2 protein-coding genes and 1 pseudogene are annotated in these 3,376 nt (G+C 50.7%); all 3 read right to left on the reverse strand.

The window, feature by feature from the left end:
• Positions 1–1,121 (reverse strand): dihydrolipoyl dehydrogenase (gene lpdA / locus KDK18_RS06000; protein WP_257253926.1); only part of this gene is annotated, 1,121 nt, incomplete at its 3' end.
• Between the two features lie 62 nt (positions 1,122–1,183).
• Positions 1,184–2,395 (reverse strand): 2-oxoglutarate dehydrogenase complex dihydrolipoyllysine-residue succinyltransferase, encoded by a 1,212-nt coding sequence (gene odhB / locus KDK18_RS06005; RefSeq protein WP_257253930.1) that lies wholly within the window; start codon positions 2,393–2,395, stop codon positions 1,184–1,186.
• A gap of 57 nt (positions 2,396–2,452) precedes the next feature.
• Positions 2,453–3,376, reverse strand: a pseudogene (locus KDK18_RS06010) (2-oxoglutarate dehydrogenase E1 component); the annotation flags it as partial.

The following is a 3,376-nucleotide window of genomic DNA, read 5'->3' on the forward strand; positions in this document are numbered from 1 at the left end:
AGTTCCTGCTCGGTCTTGCCTACCCATGCAATCTCAGGGTGGGTATAGATCACAGAAGGAACCAGATCATAGTTCATATGGCCTTTCTGGCCAGCAATGATTTCGGCAACCATGATGCCTTCCTCACTGCCCTTGTGCGCCAGCATTGGGCCACGAACGACGTCACCAACCGCATATACACCCGGTACGTCAGTTGCACAATGATCATCTACAAAGATAAAGCCGCGCTCATCCATGTTCACACCACAATCTGCAGCGAGCAGGCTTTCGGTATATGGACGACGACCTACAGCAACAATCAATTTATCGAATACAACAACTTGTTCATTGCCGTTTGAATCCGCATAGGTAACGTGTACTTCCTTACCCTTGATCTCAGAACCCGTGACGCGGGCACCCAGACGGATGTCCAGCCCCTGCTTCTTGAAGATCTTCATGGATTCTTTAGAGATCTGCTCGTCGGCAGCCGCCAGAAAACGATCCATGGCTTCCAGAACTACCACTTCAGAGCCCAGACGCCCCCATACGCTACCCAGTTCCAGACCAATAACACCGGCACCGATGACACCCAGACGCTTGGGGGTTTCCTGAAACTCCAGGGCACCGGTGGAATCAACAATCAGATCACCATCAGTCGGAGTTGGAGGAATTTCTACCGGACGGGAGCCAGTTGCAATAACAACATTGCCCGCTTCATAAACTTCAACAGAACCATCAGCCTTGGTCAGCTCAACTTGCTTGTTCGCCAGTACCTTACCAGCTCCTTCCAGCAGAGTTACGCCATTTGCCTTGAACAGACCACCAACCCCGGTAGTCAGAGTCTTAACAATCTTGTCCTTGCGAGCGATCATTTGCGGCACGTCCATTTCAACACCGGAGTGATTGATACCGTGCAGCTTAAAGTCTTTCTGTGCTTCAACAAACTTGTGAGAGCTATCCAGCAGCGCCTTTGAGGGAATACAACCTACGTTCAGACAGGTTCCACCCAAGGCTGTCTTGCCTTTGTCATCAGTCCACTTTTCGATACACGCAGTCTTGAGACCCAGCTGCGCAGCACGAATTGCACAAACGTAACCTGCAGGACCTGCGCCGATGACAACGACGTCAAACTGATTTGCCATATCTTCTATTCCAAGAAAATGAGAATGGCGGCCTTTTGAGCCGCCGCAAAACCCATGAACACTTACAATTCCAACAGGATTCTGGCTGGATCTTCCAACAGTTCCTTAATGGTAACGAGGAAAGTGACTGCTTCCTTGCCATCCAGCAACCTGTGATCATAGGACAGAGCCAGATTCATCATGGGCAGAATCTCCACCTGACCGTTGACGGCCATGGGGCGCTCCTGAATTTTATGCATACCCAGAATTGCGGACTGAGGTGGATTCAGAATCGGTGTAGACAAGAGCGAACCAAACACACCGCCGTTGGAAATAGTAAAGGTTCCTCCGGTCATGTCCTCAATATCCAGCTTGCCACCCTGAGCTTTTTTACCGTATTCACGGATTTTCGCCTCAATGTCAGCCAGACTCATGTTTTCAGCATTACGCAGAATAGGTACAACCAGACCACGATCGCTGGAGACTGCCACGCCAATATCCTGATAGCCGTGGTAAACGATGTCATTACCATCAATAGAGGCATTCACTGCAGGATATCGACGCAGGGCTTCAGCACAGGCTTTGACAAAGAAGGACATAAACCCTAAACGGATACCGTGACGCTTCTCGAACTGTTCCTTATAACGAGATCTCAGTTCCATTACCGGCTTCATGTTGACCTCGTTGAACGTGGTCAGCATGGCGGCTGTCTGCTGCGCTTCTATCAGACGCTGAGCAACTCTAGCACGCAGACGTGTCATTGGTACACGTTTTTCCGTGCGTTCGCCAGCAAAAACCGGAGTAGTAGCTTCTACCCTGGGCGCTGAAGAAACCTGAGCTGCAGGTGTTGGAGCTGGCCGCTGCTCTGCATGACGAACGACGTCTTCCTTGGTGACGCGACCACCTTTACCTGTACCGGAAATGGCCGCCGGGTCAATGCCTTTTTCATTAGCGATCTTACGGGCGGCCGGGCTCAGGATTGGCTCTTCTGCGCTTACATTTGTATCAGAAACTACCGGCGCTGATTCAGCCTCCGGAGCGGTAGCCGCAGCCGCCGCACCGGCTTCAAAAATGGCAATAACTTCTTCGCTCAAAACGGTATCATCTTCGTTTTTGAGAATCTCTTTCAGCATACCATCGGCTGGAGCGACGACTTCCAATACTACCTTATCGGTCTCAATATCAACCAACAGCTCATCACGAGAGCAAGCTTCTCCGATCTTCTTGTGCCATGTGGCAACCACACCGTCAGCGACAGATTCCGGAAATGTTGGTGCTTTTATTTCAGTGGCCATTATGGATCCTTTCGGGGTTGCGACCTATCGCCCCGGGAGCTACCGGGGCATCATCAATTATACGTTAAAAGCGTCTTCTACCAGCTTTTGCTGTTCTTCAACATGCTTGGACATATAACCACAAGCGGGTGCCGCTGATGCTTCACGACCTGAGTAAACCAGACGCAGATTATTAGTGTGATTATCCAGAGCACGTCGCATATGATGCTGACTGCAATACCAAGCGCCCTGGTTCATGGGCTCTTCCTGACACCAGACAACATCCTTGAGGTTTGGATAGCGGGAAATCACCTCATCCAAGTCATCCTGAGGGAAAGGATACAGCTGTTCGATACGAATAATCGCTGTATTCTTCAGTTCATTTGCACGTCTGTACTCAAGCAGATCGTAGAAAACCTTGCCGCTACACATGATCAGGCGGGTGATATCGCCGGTTTCATGCTCGTCAACCTCTGGAATGACGGTCTGAAAACTCCCTTCAGCCAGCTCTTCCAGAGTGGAAACCGCCAGCTTGTGCCTTAGCAGACTTTTCGGTGTAAAAGCGATTAATGGCTTGCGAAGCGGGCGCAGCACCTGACGACGCAACATGTGAAACACCTGAGCCGGAGTGGTAGGCACACAAACCTGAATATTGTGTTCAGCACACAGTTGCAGGTAACGCTCAAGACGGGCTGATGAATGCTCTGGACCCTGACCTTCATAACCGTGAGGCAACAGCATGGTCAGACCACAGAGACGGCCCCATTTGTGCTCGCCGCTGGTGATAAACTGGTCGATAACAACCTGACAGCCGTTAGCAAAGTCACCGAACTGGGCTTCCCAGATGACCAATGCGCCTGGTGTTGTGGTCGCATAACCATATTCAAAAGCCAGTACTGCTTCTTCAGACAGCAGGGAGTCCCAGATCTGGAAGGCAGGCTGATTTTCGGAAATATTGGCCAGGGGTACATAGGTAGAGCCGTCTTTCTGATTGTGCAATAC

The organism is Endozoicomonas sp. SESOKO3 (genome assembly GCF_024606255.1).